This is a genomic window from Streptomyces sp. HNM0575 (genome assembly GCF_012726265.1).
In the GTDB taxonomy this organism is placed as follows: domain Bacteria; phylum Actinomycetota; class Actinomycetes; order Streptomycetales; family Streptomycetaceae; genus Streptomyces.
In genome coordinates this window covers 399,853-417,911 of the sequence record NZ_JAASAG010000006.1, presented here as the reverse complement: position 1 = coordinate 417,911, position 18,059 = coordinate 399,853, and the positions used below count along the sequence as shown (strand labels likewise).

The window sequence follows — 18,059 nt, the reverse complement described above, 5'->3', positions numbered from 1 at the left end:
CGCTCAGCTCCCGTCGTAGGAGTAGAACCCACGGCCGCTCTTCACTCCGAGCAGGCCCTGCTCGACCATGTGCCGCAGGCGGGGGTGGGTGACGAACTCGGCCGATCCGTAGTGCTCGTGCAGCACGTCGAGGGTGCGCGCCACCGTGTCGAGACCGATGAGGTCGGCCGTGCGCAGCGGCCCCGAGCTGTGTCCGAGACACCCCTTGAAGAGGGCGTCGACCTGGGCGGGGGTGGCCGTGCCGTCGTCGACGACGGCGGCCGCGAGGTTGCAGACCACCATCAGGATCCGGTTGATGACGAAGCCCGGCGCGTCCGCGACGACGACGGACTCCTTGCCCATCCGGTCCAGCAGCGCGCCGACGGCGCCCATCGCCGCATCGGAGGTGGTCTTCGCACGGATCACCTCCACCGTCCCGATCCTGGCCACCGGGTTCATGAAGTGGACGCCGACGACGCGTTCCGGCGAGCGCAGCGGCTCGGCGAGGCGGGCGATGGGCACCGCCGAGGTGTTGGCGGCGATCACCGTCCCGGGACGCAGCGCCTTCTCCAGCTCCGGGTACAGGGCGCGCTTCGCCGTCTCGGACTCGGTGGTGTTCTCCACCACCAGGTCCGCGGTGCCGAGCGCGTCCAGCTCCGTCGCCGTGCTCAACTCGCCTTGCGTACCGCTCTGGCGGCCGCCGCCGAGCCGTTCGGCGCGCCGGTGGCGTTCGATGCCGCGGCGGGCGGCCTCCAGCGCGTCGGGGTCGGTGTCGACGAGCGTGACGTCGAGCCCCGAGGCGAGGGCGGCGTGCGCCACGCTCGAACCGATCGTGCCCGCGCCCAGCACGCCGAGGGCGTCGATCCGCGGGGTGGCCGTGCGGCCTGTGGTCTCGTCGCTCATGTCGGTCGGGCTTCCTCCCTGGCGTGGTCGTGCTCCCCGTCGTGCTCCGGGTCCTGCTTCCCGTCGTGGCCCGCGTCCTGCTCCCCGTCGTGGCCCGCGTCGTGGCCCGCGTCGTGGCCCGGCGCACCGGCGTGGCCGGACTGCCCGGCGCGCTCGGCCCGTTCGCCGTCCTGGCCGCTGCGCGCCGGGGGCGCCGCGGCGGCGGTTCCGTCGCCGGGCACCGCGTCGGTGTCGTGCTCTTCGAGCCATGTCCGTACGTGCTCGGTCATGCCGCCGAGCGTCGCTTCGGCGAAGACCACGGACGACGGCACGTTCCGGCCCGTCAGCCTGCTCAGGCCCGCGATGAGATGGACGCCCATCAGGGAGTCGCCGCCGAGGTGGAAGAAGTGGTCGTCCCGGTGGACCTCGCGCAGCCCCAGCAACGTCCGCCACTGCCGGGCGAGATGGGACTCCAGCGAGCCGTCCGCCTCGGCGGGCGGCAGGGGCCGGGGCTCCCCGGCGGGAGCGTCGTCCGGGGCCGTGCCGTTCGCCGTTCCGTTCGCCGTGGCGTTGGCCGTTCCGTTCGCCGTGGCGTTGGCCGTGGCCTTCGCCGCGCCGTTCGCCGTTCCGGACGCGGCGGCGTCCACCGTTCCGGGGCTCTCCGGCGGAGGTGTGTCGGGCAGATGGCGCCGCCGCTGCTGCCGCCCGGCGGGAAGCGTCACCCGGCGCCGGGGGCCGTGGTGCAGCCGCCGCCAGTCGGGCTCGACGCCGTGCGTCCACAGTTCGCCGAGGGCTTCGAGGAACACCTCCTGGTCGGAGGAGTTCTCGTAGGACTGCCGCGCCGTACGCACGCACACCGCGTCCGGGTCGGCGTGGGAGAGCCAGGGCCGTGCCGTGCCGGGACCGACCTCGATCAGCAGCCGGTGCCGGTCCAGCACCAGCCCGGCGGCCTCGCGGAACCGTACGGGACTGGTCATGTGGGCGTTCCAGTAGCCGGGGCCGGGCACCGTCCCCTCCAGCCAGGTGCCGAGCACGCTGGAGGCGATGGGGATGGTGGCGGGCCGCAGCAGCACCCCGCCCATGTCGTCGCCCAGCGTCTCGGCCGCCGACGCCAACTGCGGGGTGTGGAAGGGGTGATGGGCCCCGACCGGCAGCACGGTGAAGCCGTCGTCGCGCAGCTTCGCCTCCAACTCGCCCATGGGGCCGGGACGTCCGGAGAACACGCAGTGCTGCGCCGAGTTGTCCGCCGCGAGCCAGGCGCCGTCCGTCGCGAAGCCCTCCACCTCGGACGCCGGGGCCAGCACCGCGAGCATCGCGCCCTCACCGGCCATGGTGACCAGATCCGCCCGGCGGGCGACCGCCTCCATGGCGTCCGGGAGCGTGATGATGCCCGCCAGCACCGCCGAGACCCACTCGCCGAGGCTGTGACCGAGCAGCGCCGCGGGGCGCAGACCGAGGTCCATCAGGGTGCAGGCCATGGCGTGTTCGAGGCAGAACAGCGACAGATGCAGGTGGCGCAGCGGCGGACGGGCGGAGTCGTCCGGGGTCTGCGGAACGGGCGAAGTGCCCTCCGGTGGGCGGCCGTTCTCCCCTGAAGGGGCGTCGTTGTGCGGGCTTCCGGCCTCCCGGGGGCGCCGGCCGTCGCGTGGCCGTTCGCCGTTGCGGCGCAGCATGGCCCGTACGTCGATCTTCGCGCCGCCGCGGCCGCCGTCGGCCCGCCCCGGCTGCTCCTCCGCGAAGCCGCGGCCGACGGAGCCGCCGGTGAGCCGGTCGGCGATCTCGGTGACGGCCCGCAGATGCGCTGCGAAAGCCGGGTTGGTACGGGCGAGTTCGGTGCCCATCCCCGGGTAGTGGCTGCCGATGCCGGGCAGGACGAACGCGAACTCCGGCTGTTCCCGGAGGAGTTGCGCCCGGCTCCGGCTCCGGCCCGGGGTGCGGGCAGGCGTGCGGGCCGGGGCCTGGGGCGTGGCGAGCTCCGCGCGGGAGTCCTCGCATATGCGTCCTGCGGGCCCGGCCGTCCCGGGCGTCCCGGGCGTCCCGGCCGTACCGGCGTCATCGGGCCCCGTCACCACATAGCCGCGCCGTGCGTGGCGCGTGCGCGCGGTCTGCGTGGTCCACGCGATGTCGCCCAGCCGCTCCGGGTGCCGGGAGGCCAACTCCCGCAGCGCCGCGGTGTCTTCGGCCAGGGTCTCCTCCCGGTGGCTGGAGACCAGCAGAAGCCGGCTGCGCTCCCGGCCGCCTTCCGCGGGGGGTGCCGCGGAGGGTGCGGCAGCGGGCGCCGGCGCCTCCTCCAGTACGACGTGGACGTTGGTACCGCCGAGGCCGAAGGCGCTCACGCCCGCCCTGCGTACGCGGTCCTCGCTGCGGGACCACGGTGTCGCCTCGCTCACCGGCTCCAACGCCGGTGACATGCGCCGCAGATCGGCGGGCAGCCGCTCGAAGTGCGCGGTGGGCGGGAGCAGTTCGTGCCGCAGCGCCAGCACGGTCTTCAGCAGTCCGGCGAGGCCCGCCGCCTCCCGCAGATGCCCGAGGTTGCTCTTGACCGCGCCGACCCGGACGGGGTGCCGCACGCCCGAGAAGACCTCGGAGAGCGCCGACCACTCGGCGGCGTCGCCGAGCCGGGTGCCGCTGCCGTGCGCCTCCACGTAGTCGACGTCGCCGGGGGCGAGCCCCGCCGCGCCGAGCGCCGCGCGCACCACGTCCCGCTGCGCGGCCGGATTGACGCCCGCGAAGCCGGACTTGGCCGCGCCGTCGTTGTTCACGGCCGAGCCGCGCAGCACCGCCCATACCTCGTCGCCGTCGCGCACCGCGTCCTCCAGCCGCTTCAGCACGACCGCGCAGGCGCCGTCGCCGGGCACGGAGCCGCCCGCGTTCAGATCGAACGGGCGGCACACGCCGTCGGGCGACCCGATGCCGCCGGGCGGCGCCGCATAGCCGCCCGGGCCCGGGACCCGTACCGCCGAGACGGCCGCGACCGCCGTCTCGCAGCCGAAGCCGAGCAGGTCCTGCGCGGCTAGATGGACGGCCAGCAGGCCCGTCGAGCACGCCGACTGCACGTTGACGGCGGCGCCGCGCAGCCCGAGCCGGTAGGCGATGCGGGTGGGCGCGTAGTCGCCGACGGTGCCGATCTCCAGGGCCATCTCGTCGAACCCGGGCCGCCCCGTGAGCGCGGAGCGCAGCCAGTGCTCGTAGTCGTTGCGCCCGACGCCCGCGTACACGGCCACCGGGGGATCCGCGCCTGTGTCGACGTTGGCGGACGCCAGGGCCTCGTCGGCGACGTCGAGCAGCAGCCGCTGCTGCGGGTCGATGACGACCGCCTCCGCCTCGGAGATGCCGTAGCGCGAGGGGTCGAAGTGCGCGGGGCGCGGGATGCTGCCGTAGGCCCGTACGGAATGGGGGCCGGTGGAGGCGCCGCCGCGCGTGATGCGGTCGCCGCCGTCGGTCAGGGCCCGCCAGAAGTCCTCGGCGGTCTCGCTGCCCGGCACCCGAAGCGCCGCGCCGACCACGGCCACCGCGAGGTCGTCGGCGGGTTCGCCGGGCGGTGGCCCGTCGGGTGAGGGCGCCCCGGACGTGCCGGGCGTGCGGGGCGTGCGGGGCGTGCCGGGTCCCTGCGGCTCACTCACCGGTGCCTCCCGTGCCGCCGTCGGCCGCCTCGGCTCCCCCGCCGTTCGCCGCCGCTCCGCCGCGCCGCCGCCGCAACCGGGCGGTGCGTCCCAGGAGCGCGCCGCGGCGCCCTCCGGCTGCGGCACCGGACCGTTCCCGCTGCTCCGGCTGCCGCTCCGGAATCCCGTTCCCGTCCCCGTCACCGGCCACGCCTCTGCCGCCGCCGGCGCCTACGCCTTCACCGGCGCCGACGAGGGCGAACGCATCGCCCGACTCCCCGCCGGACAGCAGGAGTTCGGCACATCCGCGCGGCGTCGACGCCTCCAGCACCTTCGCGACGGGCAGCTCCCGTCCCGTCTCGCTCTCCAGCGCGCCGCGCAACAGCATCAGCCGCAGCGAGTCGCCGCCGAGCGCGAAGAAGCCGTCGTCGAGACCCACCGAGTCGAGCCCGAGGACCTGGCCGAACAGCCGGGCGGCACACCGCTGTTCGTCCGTACGGGGCCGGGTGAACGGCACGTCCAGCTCTGGCCGGTCACGCGGCGGTGTCCGCAGGACCGCCCGGTCGACCTTCCCGCTGTCGAGCAGCGGGAGCGCGGGCACGACAGCGGTGTAGCTGGGCACCATGAAGTCGGGCAGCCGCTCGCCGACGAACGCGCGCAGCGACTGCACGGTGGGCTCCTCGCCGCCGGGCACGACATACGCGGCGAGCACCGCGCCCTGGCCCGCGTCGGCCACGCCCACCACGGCGGCGTCGGAGACCGCCGGATGCGCCCTCAACGTCCGCTCCACCTCGCCCGGTTCGACCCGCTGGCCGCGCACCTTGACCTGGGTGTCGGCCCTGCCCACGTACTCGACCTCGCCGTCAGGGCCGAACCTGGCGAGGTCGCCCGTACGGAAGAGCACGCCGGGCCCGCCGGGGTCGACGTCGTTGGCGACGAAGCGTTCGGCGGTCAGGTCCGGACGGCCGAGATAGCCGTCGGCAAGCCCCGGCCCCCCGGTACGGATCTCGCCCGGTACGCCGGGCGGCACCAGACGGCCCGCGTCGTCGCACAGGTACACCCGCATGTCGAGCGGACGGCCGACGACGGTGCCGGCCCTGCGAAGCCCGGGCACGTCGGGGAGCGGGCCGCCGCGGTGGCAGACGTAGTCGGCCTCGCTGAGCGTGTACGTGTTGTGCACCAGCCGTCCCTGCGCGCGCAGTTCGGCCTCCAGGTCGGGGCCCAGCGCCTCGCCGCCGACGAAGACGTGCCGCAGCGCGGAGGCGTCGCGGAAGGAGGGCTGGGCGGCGAGCAGCCGCAGCATCGACGGTACGAAGCTGACGGTCGTGACGGCCTCCGCGGCTATCAGGTCCGCGAGATAGCGGTCGTCGCGGTCGCGACCCGGCTCCGCGAGGACACAGGCGGCACCGGTCGCCAGCGGCCACACGAACTCCCGGAAGCCGATGGGTGCTTTGAGCAGCACACGGTCGCCGGGGCCCAGCGGGTACATGCCCTGTTCCAGATGGACGCGCGAGGTGTGCATCCGGTGCGGACGGACGACGCCCTTGGGCTCGCCGGTACTGCCCGAGGTGAAGACCACGTACGCGGTGCTCTCCGGCCCGGCGATCTGCCGGGGCGGGGCCGCGGTTGCCTCCGCCTCCGCGTCGGTCTCCGTTCCCGCGTCCGCCTCCGTGAACATCCCCTCGTCCAGCAGCCGTTCGACGGAGACGGCCTCGGGGCCGCAGACCGGATGCCCCGAGAGGGTGGCCAGCACGGCGGCAGGGTCCGTCAGCCGCAGCATGGTCTCCGCCCGGGCGGCCGGCAGCGCCGGATCGAGGTAGACGTATCCGCCGCCCGCCTTCCAGATGCCGAGCACGGCCGTGTACAGATCGAGGCCCGGCAGGCCGGAGAGCACGACGAGGGCACCGGGCCGCGGCACGCGGGGCGCGAGCCGCGCGGCGACCCGTTCGGCGCGCTCCTCCAGGGCCCCGTACGTCAGTTCCGCCTCGCCCTGCCGCAGGGCGACGGCGTCCGGGGTGCGCGCGGCCTGCTCCGAGACGAGCGCGTGCAGCGTGGTGTCCGGATGGCCGGACGGCGGAGCGTTCCAGTCGCCGAGCAGCAGCGCGCGCTCCTGCGGCAGCAGTATGTCGACGGCGCCCGAACGCTCATCGGGACGCTCCGCCGCGGTCTCCACGAGCGCGGCGAGATGTTCGCCGATCCGCTCGGCGGTGTCCGCCTCGAAGGTCCCGGTGTCGAACTCGATGCGCAGCAGGGGCCCTTCGGGCGTGACCGTCCAGGGCGCGGACGGCGGCTCGCTCCCCGGCGGTGCCACGACGAGGCGCACGGCGTCACCGGGAGGCGGCTGCACGGGGCGCCACCCCGCCGCCGACCCGGGACCGCGACCGGAATCGGGACCGGGGCCGGAATCGGAACCGGGACCGTCCGCGTCCCGGAGGCCGCAGAGCGCGGCGAGCGTCCCCGTCTCCGGATCGGCGGCCGGTGCGCACCGGCAGAGCGTGCCCTCCCGTTCGCCCAGCACCGGCCACGTGGTGCCGTACCGGTGCAGCACTAGCGTCAGCAGGGAGGCGAGCAGCGTCTGCGGGTCGGCGGCGGTGTCCAGTGCGCGGACGGCGGCCGGGGACAGCGGCACGTCCACGGTGCCGGTGGTGCCGGTGTCGGCCGCGGTGCCGGTACCAGGGACGGTTGCGGTGCCGGTGCCGGGAACGGGCCCGGGGGCGGCCGTGCCGGCCGTGGCCGCCGCCGTACCCGCCTCGTCCCTCAACTCGCCCGTGTGGCGCGGCAGTCGGAGCATCAGACCCTCCCGCCGACGGCGGTCTCCGCACGGCGGGCCAGGAGGGAACGGGCCGCCGCCATGCCGGTGGCCGCGCCGTAGGTGATGCCGATGATCTTCGACGAGGAGTCGCCCACGAAGTACAGGCCCGGCACGGAGGACTCCATGTCCTCGGTCAGCTCCAGGTCCGGGAAGAGCCGCTCCACGACGGGCGCCGCGACCGTCGCGTCGTCCGTGACCAGCCCGTCGTGCAGCGAGTTGAGCCGCCGCGCCATCTCCTGTACGTCCCGTACGACGGACGCGGGCAGGCACTCGCGCAGATCGCCGTGCCGGTAGTCGATGAGGCTGGTGCGCGGCGGGCCCTCGGGCGGCGGTCCGCCCGCGAGTTCGCCGATCGTGCACACCACGGGGCGGCCGTCGCCGAACTCGGCGACCCTGGCCGCGTATCGCTGTGCGTAGTCCGTGCCGTCCTCGCCCTCCGGCAGGTCGACGCTGACGACGACTCCCAGGTTGGACTTGGCCGTCGGCTGCGTCAGGCAGTGCTGCCCGTCCAGGGCGACCGCGCCGAGGAACCCGTACTGCATCACGCGGCCGCCCTCGCACACGCAGAAGGTGCGCACCGAGTGCCCCTCCTCGTTGAGGAACGACAGCTTCGGGTTGTGGCACCCGTCGAGCAGCGGCGCCAGGGCGTCACGCCGCGTCTCCAGCCGTACGCCGACGTCCACGCGCCGCGAGGGGCGGTGCCGTACGCCGAGCCGCCCGGCCACCTCGCGCACCCACGGCAGACCCAGCTTGCCCACGCCGACGACCACGGAGTCGGCGGTGAACTCGGCCTCACCGCCGGGGGTTTCGGCGTCCACCGCGAAGCCGCCGCCGGGCAGCCTCCGTACGTCGGTGGCCCTGTGCCGCAGCAGGACGCTGCTTCCGGCCTCCTCCAGCTCGCGTACGAGGTTGTCGATGACCACCAGCGCGTCGTCGACGATGACGGACTGGGAGGGCGCGGTGTCCACGTGCTGGAAGGAGCCGTCGCCGTTCAGGGCGGGCCCGTGGTCGGCGCCCGTGTCCGCGGGCGGCAGCCCGAGCCCGTACATCGTCTCGTAGCACTCGGCGATCAGGCCCTGGGCGCGTTCGAAGGAGCCCAGCGCGCGTTCCAGTCCGCTGTAGGCGCGGACCTCGCCGGTCGCCGTCGACTCGATCTTGGAGCGGGTCAGCGCGGAGATATAGCCCAGATCCGTGTCGAAGTGGAAGGCCGCGCCGCCGAGTCCGGTCAGGCAGTCGCAGCGCGCGCACTGGATGCGGAACTTCTCCGCGTCCCGTACGTTCCGCCCCTTCAGCCGGGCCACGACCCGGGGGCACAGGCTCTGCGCCATGTCGCCGCCCGCTTCGAGCAGGACGGCGCGGCGGCCCGCGCGTGCGGTGGTGAGCGCGGCGAACAGGCCCGCGGGGCCGCCGCCGACCACCACAACGTCGGCTTTCTGCGCTGCCGTTTCAGTCATCGAGGCTCCCCACGAGGCTCGGTCGGCGGTCCAGGTAGTGGTCTCTGAAGGGTGCGTAGAAGAGGTGTGCGGTCTGCCGTCCCTCGGCCTCGATCCGCTCGATCAGCCACTGGCAGGTCAGCGGCAGCAGGTCGAGCACCGGGGCGGCGGCCTGTGCGGTGCCGCGGGCGTAGTGCGCGATGCCGCGCAGCAGCACGGAGGAGAACCAGTGGTCCCCCGAGAACACCCGCTCGTACAGCCAGTCGAAGCCGCGCTCGGGGTAGTCGGGGAAGACGGGCAGCGCGCAGGTCACCAGCAGGTTGACCACGTCCATGGCGGCGACGCCGCGCTCGCGGTAGTCCTCGAAGTCCAGCACTCGCGCCCGCTCCGCCTCCGGTTCGCTGCGCACGTTCCACGGCCCTAGGTCGCCGTGGGTCTGGGCGAGCAGCGCGCGCCGCAGCGCCTCGTCCGCGTGCGCCACACCGAACAGCGGCTCGCGCACGTACTGGGCCGCCGCCTCGACGGGACCGCGTGGCGCGTCCGGCGCCTCCGGCCACGGCGGCGGGGTGCGGTGCAGTTCGACGATGTGGTCGACGGCGGGGCGCAGCAGCCGCCACAGCGCGTCCGGTCCCGCTGCCGGATCGACCGCGGAGGGCAGGTCGACGCCCGGCACATGGCTCATCGAAAAGCCGCCCCAGAGTGCGTCCATGGGGCGCGCGCTGCCCATCGGAGGACTGCCGCCGAAGCCGCGCAGCACCTCCAACTCCCGTGCCGGCTTGGGGTCTTGGGACGTGAGCGGGATCTTGGCGACGGCGAAGGGGCGCTCGTCGACGTCGACCTGCACGAAGATGCGGCGGCGGACCTTGCGGGCGCTGTTCGGCGTCCAGCTGCGCACCGCGACCCGTTCGGGCGCGGGCCGCGCCCGGCCCGTACGGACCGTGTACGCGGCGAGCAGGGCGTCGGCGGCCTCGCCTGGGTCGACGGTGCGCTCCGCTTCCGCCTCCGCCTCCGCCGGGCGGGCGCCGTCGGCGGTCGGGCGGGCGCCGTCGGCGGTCCCGGGCACCTCGGTGCGTGCTGCGCGCGCCATCAGCCGTTCACCCGGCCCGCCAGCGAGGGGGACGCCGGACCCGGCGCGGCCAGCAGACCGTCGACCGCCGACGCGTCGAGCAGATCGGCGAGCGATGGGCCGCCGAGCAACTCCCCCACCTCCCGGATGGCGGTGCCGCGCGCCGCCTCGGTCAGGTTCCGGTACGTGTCGAGCCGGGCGTCCATATGGGCGCGCACGGTGGCGTATCCGCCCTCGTCTTCGAGGAGTTCACGGGTCTGCCGGTCCAGCTCCCTGGTTCCCTCCAGGTCGTCCTCGGGCACGTCGAAGCGCTCGTCGAGAAGCTGGAGACTCGCCGACATCCGGCCGACGGTGGTGTCGCCCAGCGCCCGCTGGTTGGCGATGTGCCCGTAGTGCTGCTCGGGCAGCAGCAGCGGCATCCGGCCCAGGACGACCGCCTCGTGGAGCGAGGTGAGGGACGGCGGCACCGCGTACAGCTGCGTGTGCGTCAGATGCCGCAGGAAGTCCCCGTGCGGCAGGAACGTGAACTCGACCTCGACCTCGCCCACTTGCTCCGTGACGGTCTCCCCGTACGCGCCGCAGCACACCAGGATCCGGCCGAGGTCCGGGTTCCGCTCGGCCACGTCCCGCACCCAGCGCTCCAGCATCGCGAGGTAGGCGTTGTGCGAGTCGTAGTCGAGGAAGAAGTTCTGGAACCCGCCGAGGTTGACGAGGAGTCCGGCGGGCCGCTCGGGCGGCGCGCTGTCCAGCGAGGCGCGCAGCTCCGTGAAGTCGATGATGGGGCCGCACAGTTCGACGTGTTCGGCGCCCACGGCCGTGAACTCCGCGATGCGCTCGGGCACTCCGGGGAAGTTCTGCGCGTAGGAGCGCCGCGCCAGCAGATGGGCCAGCATGATCCGCTCGTGCGGGGCCAGTTCCTCGTAGACCACCCGCGCGGTCTTCAGGCTCGCGGACCGTACGAGCTCGGCACGCGCCGCCAGTTCGCGCATGCTCCGCCCGCACAGCCAGAAGGCCAGCAGGCTGTCGAAGAACAGCACGGGCACCCGGGCCCGCACCGCCCAGAACACCAACTCGGCGTCCATGACGCTCAGTACGAGATCGGCCGAGCGCAGGCCCTCGTCCAGGTCCTCCCAGCGCGAGGTGTCCCCCTCGGTGATCTCCCCGAACCGGTGCCTGTGCCGGTGGGCGAAGTCGAGCGAGATGTCCTGGCCGATGAAGTCGACGTCGTCGTCGGGGAACAGCGCGGTGACCGCGGTGAGTTTGGAGACCGGTCCGAAGCCGCATGCCTGTGCGCTGGAGAGAATCCTCATCATGATCCTTCAGTCGTGAGGTGCTGGAGGAGGGTGGTCCGGATGACCGTGGCGTCGACCCCGTAGAACCGGAGCAGCTCTTCGTGCGGGGCCACCGGCGGGTAGCGGTGGTCGAGTTCGAGACGTACGACCCGGGCAGGCGCTCCCGCCAGCGCGCTCTCGGTGCGCTGTCCCAGACCGCCGGACTCCAGCGCCTCGCACGCCGTGACCACGAGCGGGACTCCGTCGGCGAGCGCCCGCAGCCGTGCCGCCGGGAACGGACGCAGGCAGCGCACGGCGGCGACCCCCGCCCGCACTCCGTCGGCGGCCAGTCGGTGCGCGGCGTCCAGCGCCTCGGGGACGCACCGGCCCGCCGCCACGATCAGGGCGTCCGTGCCGGTGCGCAGCAGGCGCACCGCGCGCGGGTCCTCGCCGGGCGCGGGGCCGGGGTCGCGCCCGGGCCCGCCCTCCGGACCGTGCCCGGGTCCCTGTTCCGCTCCGTGCCGCGGGCCGTGGTCCGTTCCGTGCCGCGGGCCGTGGTCCGTTCCGTCTTCGGGGGCCGCCGCGGCGACCGGATCGGGACGTGCCGCCAGCCGCACATAGGCGGGCCCCGAGACGGATCCCGCCGGCGGCAGCAGCCATCGCAGCAGGTCCGCGGCGTCCTCGGCGTCCGCGGGGCAGAAGACGCGCATGTGCGGCAGCGCCGACATCAACGCGACGTCGTCGGGCGCGTGGTGGCTCGGGCCGAGATGCCCGTAGCCGACGCCGCCGCCGACGCCGAGCAGTACGACCGGCAGCCGCGGTACGCACACATCGAGGCAGATCTGCTCGTAGGCGCGGCGCACGAGGAAGGGGGCCATGGCGCCGACGACGGCGATCCGTCCGGTGCGTGCCAGGCCCGCGGCGACTCCGACGAGGTTGCTCTCGGCGATGCCGGTCTCCACATAGCGCCCGGGGTGGTCGCGCAGCACGCCCGTGAAGAGGGCCTGGCCGTCGGCCCCGAGGGTGATCACGCGCTCGTCGCCGGCGACGGCGTCGGCGATGACGGGGGCGCAGGTGGCGCGCATCGTCTGGGGCGGCGCCGTCATGCGGGACGGCCCGTCGTACGGGTGTCGTGGCCCGTGCCGGGGGGTGTGCCGGGATGTGTGCCGCGGCGCCCGCCGGGTTCACCGGCCTCGGGCGGCGGGGCTGCCTCGGACGCCGGGGCTGCCTCCGGTGGCCCGGCCGTCTCGGCGAGTGCGTCCCGCAGCTGCTCCGGGCCCAACTGCCCCATGTGCCAGGCGGGATCGTCCTCCAGGAAGGAGACACCCCTGCCCTTGACCGTGCGGGCGATCAGCACCGCCGGGCCGCCCTCGCCGTCCAGCAACTCCCGTGCGGCGGAGGCGACTTCGGCGGTGTCGTGCCCGTCGGCGCCGGCCACACGCCAGCCGAAGGCCCGCCACTTGTCGGCGAGCGGTTCCAGCGCGGAGATCTCCTCCGTACGCCCCTCCTGCTGAAGGCCGTTGCGGTCGACGACCAGCAGCAGATTGCCCAGCCGGTGATGTGCGGCGAACTGCGCGGCCTCCCAGTTGGTGCCCTCGTTCAGCTCGCCGTCGCCGGTGACCACGGCGACCCGACGGTCCGTGCCCGACATGCGGTCGCCCAGGGCCATTCCGGCACCGAGCGCCAGCCCGTGCCCCAGCGCTCCGGTCGCGGCGTCGATGCCGGGGATGCCGTCCGAGGGGTGGCCGGGGAGCGCGGCGATGTCCCCTGTGATGACGCCGAGTTCGGCGAGTACGCAGTAGAGCCCGTACGCGCCGTGGCCCTTGCTCAGCACGAGCCGGTCCCGGGTGGCGTCCTCGGGCGGAGAGGCCTGCCAACGTCCGCGCAGCACGTCGGTGTGCAGGGCCGCCAGAAGCTCCATCATCGACAGGGCCGCGCCGATGTGCAGCGCCTTGCCGCCCGCGAGCCGCAGCAGGCGGCGGCGGGCCCCCGCCGCGAGGAGGCGGGCGTCCGGGGGCACGGCCGCCGCGGTGCCGGGAGGTCCCGCGGATGTGATCGGCCTGTCCAGTGGCAAGCGGGCCTCCTAGGAACGACAGACCGGCGCGGGTCATACGGCCCGCGGATTCTGCGGCTTCTGCGGCTGGAAATCGAATGCGGCGCACAGAGCGCCGAATGGGAGTCCTGGCGGGCTTAGTGATAGGCATGCCAGGGCGTGCCGGATCACTCGATCAATGATTATCCGAGGAGTTGAGTAAACGCAATACCGATCCGGAGAATGCGTTTATCAGCGACCGGGATGATTTCGGTAGCTGGGACATTAAGACATGGAAGGCGCAGCTCAGGGCGCATGCGCACCCCCGCACAGCGACCGAAGCGACTGAAATTAACCATGTTTCGCCGATGCATTCCGGGGTGTATTGACACCCTCCGGAACGCTCGGCTTCACTCATCCGAGGACCGAGGAATTTCCGCCGCCCGCCGCACTTGGGAGAGTCTCGATGCCAGCCTTCACGCACGCCGTCATAGGCTGCGGCCGAGTGGCCCCCAACCACGTCGACGGTTTCTCCGCGCTGCCGGACACCGTGGTCGCGTGGGCCTGCGACCGCGACATCGACCAGGCCCGCGCCCTCGCACTCGACTGCGGCATCGAGCACGTCACCGACGATCCGCGCGAGGTGCTGGAGGACCCGGACGTGGACGCGGTCTCCATCGCCGTCGACCACGCCCAGCACGCCGAACTCGCCTCCGCCGCCCTGAGATCCGGCAAGCACGTGCTGCTGGAGAAGCCGCTGGCGCTGGACGTCGCCGCCGGCACGGCACTGACCGAACTCGCCCAGCAGACGGGGAAGTTGCTCTCGGTCGTCTCCCAGCACCGCTACGACCCGGTCGTCCGCGCCGTACGGCGGTGGATCGCCGACGGGCTGCTCGGACGGCTCGTCTCCTCGACCGTCGACCTCCAGTGCGCCCGTACGCACGACTACTACGGCGACAGCTACTGGCGCGGAAGCTGGGCGGGCGAGGGCGGCTCCGCCGTGATCAACCAGGGCTACCACGCGCTCGACGTCACCCGCTGGCTCCACGGCGACCTGGACGTGGTCGCGGCGGCCGCCCGCACCTCGGCCATGCGCGAGGTGATGGAGACCGAGGACACTCTGGCCGCCGTGCTGCGCAGCCCCGACGGCGCGCTGGTCACGTACAACGTCACCGTCGCAGGGGTGGTCACCTGGCGCACCCGCATCGGCGTCGTGGGCACCGAGGGGTCCGTACTCTTCGACCTCGACCACCCCGGCACGCTCCATCTCGCCGAGGGCGGCGCCGAGTTGAGGCGCGCCGCGGAGGAAGTACGGCAGCGCGGCGAGCCCCCGGCGCCTCCCGGCAAGGGCTACTACGGCATCTCCCACCGCCGCCAGATCGCCGAGTTCCGCGAGGCGGCGCGCGGCGGCGACGTCCGGATGAGCGCCGGAGCCCAGGAGGGCCTTGGGATGCTGCGGCTGCTGAACCGGCTGTACGAGCACGTCCGTACGGGCGTCCCCGCCGCGAACGGCGCTCCGGCGGACGCGGAGCGCGCGGCGCCCGCGACGGAGATCGCCGCGGCCGGACGGGAGTGAGCCGCGTGGCGGAGGCCGTCGCCGCCACGGCCACGGGTGCGCCGGGCGACGGCGTGCCGAAGACACAACTCGGCCCGCCCGGCGGGCCGTTCGGGCCGTTCGGGCGGGGGCGCAGCCCGGCACATCGACACCCGTCCGACCGGCCCCGGCAGCCGGCCCTGCCGGCGCCCAGGCAACCGGCCCTGCTAGCCCTGCCGACCGGCACGGCTCTGCCGGCCGGCACGGCTCTGCGCGCATGGACGTCCACGTTCTCTGTCCCGTCCTTTCCGGAAAGGAACATTCATGTCTGCTGGCTACGGGCGGCTGATCTGGCGCAACGGCACCCTCATGCCGTGGGAGGAGGCCACCGTCCACATCAGCTCAGTGGGCCACGCCTCGGTCTCGGCCGCGTTCGAAGGCGTGCACGCGTACTGGAGCAGCACGCAGGAGACGCTGTACGGCTTCCGGTTGCGCGACCACATGCAACGCCTTCTCGAATCGCTGCGCATGAGCTGGATGGAGCCCGAGTTCGACGCGGACGCGCTCGTCGCCGCGACGGTCGAACTCCTCGCGTCCTGGCAGACCACGGGCAAGGACCTGCACATCCGCCCGTGGGGCTTCGCCGCCGGGACGCATCGCCAGCAGATGGTGGCGCCCGGCACTCCGGCCGAGATCGCCATCGAGACCTGGGAGTTCGAGAGCAAGCTGGGCCGGGGCCAGACCTGCACACTCGCGGTCAGCTCGTGGCCGCGGTTCAACCACGGCGCCTCACCGGCGTCGATGAAGGCGTTCTCCAACTACCACAACGGCCGGCTGGGCAACATCGACGCCCTGGCACGCGGAGCCGACTGGCCGGTCTTCCTCAACACCAACGGCCACGTCACCGAGTCGTCGGGGGCGTGCATCGCCCTGGTCAAACGCGGCCGGCTGGTCACCCCGAGCCTGTCCGACGGCGTACTGGACAGCATCACCCGGCGCACGCTCATCCAGCTCGCGCAGGAGGAGTTCGGCCTGGAGACGGAGACCAGGCAGGTGGAACGCACCGAGCTGTACCTCGCCGACGAGATCTTCCTCATGGGCACCTCGGCCGAGGTGCTGCCCGTCGTCGAGGTGGACGGCTTCCCGGTCGGCGACGGCAAGACCGCGGGTGAGATCACGCAGGCGATCGAGGCCTGCTACCACGACACCGTGCGAGCCGTGAGCGGCAAGCACGACGAATGGCTGACCCCGGTGCACCTCGACCGAGCTCCCGGCACGCCGTCGTTCCCACGGTGAATTCGAGTCGAGCGGCCGACTCGCGAGAAGGATCCCGCAGTTGGTTCCGCCTTGTTCGGCACTCCCGCAAGCGACGGAGGGGCAAGCCACAACTCATGTCACAGACCACCCACCGCACATCGCCCGACCGCACCTCGCCCGACCAAGCCGCGCCCGACCGCACCTCGGCCGACCAAGCCGCGGCCGGCCACGTCGTCACCGACGTCGCCGACGCCACACGCCGGCTCATCGGTCTGCTGGACGCCGACCAACGCGACCACGCGGTTCGCGCGGTCACCGACGACGCCCTCCGGCACCGCTGGGAGTACGCACCCGGCACACGACCCGGCCTGGTGCTCGGCGAACTACGGCGAGACCAGCGCAAGGCCGTGCACGGCATGCTCGCGGCAGTGCTCAGCCCGCACGCCTACGCACAGGCCGCGGCGGTCATGGCGCTGGAAGACGTCCTCGACAGCCGAGAGGGCGGGCACCGCGACCGGCACAGCGGCGACTTCTGGACGATGCTCTTCGGCACCCCGGACGGCGACGAGCCGTGGGGATGGCGAATCGAAGGCCACCACCTCTCGGTGAACGTCCTCGTCGCCGACGGCCGCATCTCGGCGACACCGTTCTTCCTCGGCGCGAACCCCGCCCGCGTCACCTACCGCGGCCGCGTCGTCAGCCAGCCGATGCAGCTCGAAGAAGAACTCGCCCGCGAACTCCTCGACCGCATGGACCCGGCCGCCCGCGGCCTCGCCGTCGTGTCCGACCTCACGCCGCACGACATCCGCAGCGGCAACTCCCCGCGCATCGACCCAGCAGAGCCGGTCGGCGTGACACCGGCCCAACTCGGCCGGCGCGCCCGCGAGTTGCTGGTCGACATCGTCCGCCTCTACCTCGACCGGCTCAGGCACGAACTCGCCTACAAGGAGTTCGCGCGGATCGACCAAGAGCGGCTGCACTTCTCGTGGGAGGGCTCGCAGCGTCGCGGCGACGGCCACTACTACCGCATCCAGGGCCCGGGAGTGCTCATCGAGTACGACAACACATTCAACGAGGCCAACCACATCCACAGCGTCTGGCGCCGCCATTCGGCAGACTTCGGGGACGACCTCCTCGCCGCCCTCTGCAACGGGTCACGGCACACCGTCGCGGGCTGACGCTCGCCGGTCGTGCTCGATGAGGTCGTAGTCACCACAGCAGGAGAGGAGCACGATGGACGTCCGTCTCGACGGCCGCAGCGCCATCATCACAGGTGCCAGCAAGGGTCTTGGGCTCGCGATGGCCAAGGAGTTCGCCGCCTCCGGCGCCGACGTGGCGATCCTGGCCCGCGATCCGGACTCGCTGGCCGAAGCCAAGGCCGTTGCGTCGGCCGGCGCCCGGGGACGGGTCGAAACCTTCAGCTGCGACGTATCCGAGCCCGCCGACATCCGGAATGCCTACGACGCGGTCGTCGGCGAGTTCGGTCACGTCGACATCCTGATCAACAATGCCGGCCAGAGCCGGTCCATGCCGTCGGACCAGCTCACCGACGACATCTGGCAGGAAGACCTGGATCTGAAGCTCTTCGCGGCGATCCGCTTCGCCCGGCTCGTCTGGCCGGGCATGAAGCAACGCGGATGGGGCCGGATCATCAACGTGCTCAACACCGGGGCCAAGACGCCGCAGGCCAACGGCGCCCCCACGGTGGTGTCCCGTGCGGCCGGCATGGCCCTGATGAAGGTCCTCGCCGGCGAGGGCGCCCCGCACGGCATCCTGGTCAATGCCCTGCTCGTCGGCCAGATCGTCTCGGACCAGATCGCACGCCGCTACAAGACCGAGGACACGAACCTCTCCTTCGAGGACTACGTCGCCGAGGCCGGCGCCCACATCCCGGTCGGCCGCATGGGCACGGCCGAGGAGTTCGCGGCCATGGCCTGCTTCCTGTGCTCGGACCATGCGGGCTTCACGGCCGGCACGGCGATCAACATGGACGGCGGCGCCTCCCCGGTTCCCTGACGCGGCGGGCCTGCGGCGCGGCCGCGTGGTGACCCGCGGTCCAGCCGGCCGGCGCCGGACGCAGCCAGCCCTGCGCTGTGACCTGGCCCGTGAGTACGAGCCCTGGATCACCAACCGTCCGACAGGGAAGCCCAGTTCAGTGCCGTCGTCCCTCCCGAGCGACACACGACGCTTC

At 73.4% G+C, this 18,059-nt stretch carries 12 protein-coding genes; 4 read left to right on the top strand and 8 right to left on the bottom strand.

The annotated features are described in order from the left end of the window. Nucleotides 1-3: 3 nt before the first annotated feature. The 8 genes from HCC61_RS17300 to HCC61_RS17265 are packed head-to-tail and all read right to left on the bottom strand — an operon-like array spanning nucleotide 4 to nucleotide 13,119. On the bottom strand, nucleotides 4-882 hold the full coding sequence (locus tag HCC61_RS17300) for a 3-hydroxyacyl-CoA dehydrogenase family protein (RefSeq protein ID WP_169136345.1): 879 nt from the start codon (nucleotides 880-882) through the stop codon (nucleotides 4-6). After that, nucleotides 879-4,484: a type I polyketide synthase gene (locus HCC61_RS31245; protein ID WP_169136344.1), complete on the bottom strand. Its 3,606-nt coding sequence runs from the start codon at nucleotides 4,482-4,484 to the stop codon at nucleotides 879-881. Before HCC61_RS31245 ends, HCC61_RS17300 begins: the two co-directional genes overlap by 4 nt. Beyond that, nucleotides 4,477-7,254 carry a non-ribosomal peptide synthetase gene (locus tag HCC61_RS17290; protein WP_169136343.1) on the bottom strand — a complete coding sequence of 926 codons (2,778 nt, stop codon included), beginning with the start codon at nucleotides 7,252-7,254 and terminating at the stop codon, nucleotides 4,477-4,479. The genes HCC61_RS31245 and HCC61_RS17290 overlap by 8 nt, the downstream gene beginning before the upstream one ends. Beyond that, the gene (locus HCC61_RS17285; RefSeq protein WP_169136342.1) at nucleotides 7,254-8,729 is read right to left on the bottom strand and encodes an NAD(P)/FAD-dependent oxidoreductase; all 1,476 of its coding nucleotides are present in this window, start codon (nucleotides 8,727-8,729) and stop codon (nucleotides 7,254-7,256) included. Before HCC61_RS17285 ends, HCC61_RS17290 begins: the two co-directional genes overlap by 1 nt. Further along, on the bottom strand, nucleotides 8,722-9,795 hold the full coding sequence (locus HCC61_RS17280; protein ID WP_169136341.1) for a hypothetical protein: 1,074 nt from the start codon (nucleotides 9,793-9,795) through the stop codon (nucleotides 8,722-8,724). The genes HCC61_RS17285 and HCC61_RS17280 overlap by 8 nt, the downstream gene beginning before the upstream one ends. Then, on the bottom strand, nucleotides 9,795-11,084 hold the full coding sequence (locus HCC61_RS17275; RefSeq protein ID WP_169136340.1) for a hypothetical protein: 1,290 nt from the start codon (nucleotides 11,082-11,084) through the stop codon (nucleotides 9,795-9,797). The genes HCC61_RS17280 and HCC61_RS17275 overlap by 1 nt, the downstream gene beginning before the upstream one ends. Further along, entirely contained in the window at nucleotides 11,084-12,151 is a 1,068-nt protein-coding gene (locus HCC61_RS17270; RefSeq protein WP_169136339.1) for a transketolase C-terminal domain-containing protein, read from the bottom strand. The genes HCC61_RS17275 and HCC61_RS17270 overlap by 1 nt, the downstream gene beginning before the upstream one ends. Beyond that, nucleotides 12,148-13,119 carry a transketolase gene (locus HCC61_RS17265; protein WP_169136338.1) on the bottom strand — a complete coding sequence of 324 codons (972 nt, stop codon included), beginning with the start codon at nucleotides 13,117-13,119 and terminating at the stop codon, nucleotides 12,148-12,150. Before HCC61_RS17265 ends, HCC61_RS17270 begins: the two co-directional genes overlap by 4 nt. Before the next feature lie 424 nt (nucleotides 13,120-13,543). Here HCC61_RS17265 and HCC61_RS17260 point away from each other — a divergent pair, with 424 nt between their 5' ends. The 4 genes from HCC61_RS17260 (at nucleotide 13,544) to HCC61_RS17245 (ending at nucleotide 17,884) form a co-directional block, all read left to right on the top strand. Then, on the top strand, nucleotides 13,544-14,653 hold the full coding sequence (locus tag HCC61_RS17260; RefSeq protein ID WP_169136337.1) for a Gfo/Idh/MocA family oxidoreductase: 1,110 nt from the start codon (nucleotides 13,544-13,546) through the stop codon (nucleotides 14,651-14,653). 282 nt (nucleotides 14,654-14,935) lie between these two features. Further along, the gene (locus HCC61_RS17255; RefSeq protein ID WP_169136336.1) at nucleotides 14,936-15,907 is read left to right on the top strand and encodes an aminotransferase class IV; all 972 of its coding nucleotides are present in this window, start codon (nucleotides 14,936-14,938) and stop codon (nucleotides 15,905-15,907) included. A 95-nt stretch (nucleotides 15,908-16,002) separates the two neighbouring features. Then, nucleotides 16,003-17,046, top strand: a complete 1,044-nt coding sequence (locus HCC61_RS17250) for a DUF3500 domain-containing protein (protein ID WP_169136335.1) — start codon at nucleotides 16,003-16,005, stop codon at nucleotides 17,044-17,046. A 55-nt stretch (nucleotides 17,047-17,101) separates the two neighbouring features. Continuing rightward, a complete protein-coding gene (locus HCC61_RS17245; RefSeq protein WP_169136334.1) occupies nucleotides 17,102-17,884 on the top strand; it encodes an SDR family oxidoreductase in 783 nt (260 codons plus the stop codon). Nucleotides 17,885-18,059 lie beyond the last annotated feature (175 nt).

Bases quoted from the DNA above. Each gene is read 5' to 3' on its own strand.
- HCC61_RS17280 (WP_169136341.1), bottom strand. From the start codon at position 9,795: ATGGCGCGCGCAGCACGCACCGAGGTGCCCGGGACCGCCGACGGCGCC.
- HCC61_RS17270 (WP_169136339.1), bottom strand. From the start codon at position 12,151: ATGACGGCGCCGCCCCAGACGATGCGCGCCACCTGCGCCCCCGTCATC.
- HCC61_RS17250 (WP_169136335.1), top strand. From the start codon at position 16,003: ATGTCACAGACCACCCACCGCACATCGCCCGACCGCACCTCGCCCGAC.
- HCC61_RS17275 (WP_169136340.1), bottom strand. From the start codon at position 11,084: ATGAGGATTCTCTCCAGCGCACAGGCATGCGGCTTCGGACCGGTCTCC.
- HCC61_RS17255 (WP_169136336.1), top strand. From the start codon at position 14,936: ATGTCTGCTGGCTACGGGCGGCTGATCTGGCGCAACGGCACCCTCATG.
- HCC61_RS17285 (WP_169136342.1), bottom strand. From the start codon at position 8,729: ATGACTGAAACGGCAGCGCAGAAAGCCGACGTTGTGGTGGTCGGCGGC.
- HCC61_RS17300 (WP_169136345.1), bottom strand. From the start codon at position 882: ATGAGCGACGAGACCACAGGCCGCACGGCCACCCCGCGGATCGACGCC.
- HCC61_RS17245 (WP_169136334.1), top strand. From the start codon at position 17,102: ATGGACGTCCGTCTCGACGGCCGCAGCGCCATCATCACAGGTGCCAGC.
- HCC61_RS17290 (WP_169136343.1), bottom strand. From the start codon at position 7,254: ATGCTCCGACTGCCGCGCCACACGGGCGAGTTGAGGGACGAGGCGGGT.
- HCC61_RS17260 (WP_169136337.1), top strand. From the start codon at position 13,544: ATGCCAGCCTTCACGCACGCCGTCATAGGCTGCGGCCGAGTGGCCCCC.